Below are 239 nucleotides of genomic sequence, written 5' to 3' on the forward strand. Positions count from 1 at the left end.
GGTCGAACCTGAGCACACCGAACTCCTCGCGAGTCTGCTGCCGGATCTCCTTTACCTCCGATCCTCCGATGAAGAAGCGGGACGCTTGACCCGTATTGTCGAATTGATCGGCGAAGAGTCGCTTTGTCAATTGGCGGGTCGTGAACTCGTCATGGGCCGGTTGGTGGAAATCATGCTGGTCGAGGTTTTACGCCGTCCGATGCTGCAAATCGAAGGGCAACGAACCGGGTGGCTTAGCG

General features: G+C 57.3%; 1 protein-coding gene. It reads left to right on the forward strand.

Features of this window, described 5'->3' with window-relative positions; all coding sequences use genetic code 11:
* Window positions 1–239, forward strand: a 239-nt coding sequence (locus tag SB659_RS20430) for a cupin domain-containing protein (RefSeq protein ID WP_410551756.1), incomplete at both ends; no start/stop codon positions are given.

The organism is Arthrobacter sp. SIMBA_036, assembly GCF_046535135.1.
Classification (GTDB): Bacteria; Actinomycetota; Actinomycetes; order Actinomycetales; family Micrococcaceae; genus Arthrobacter.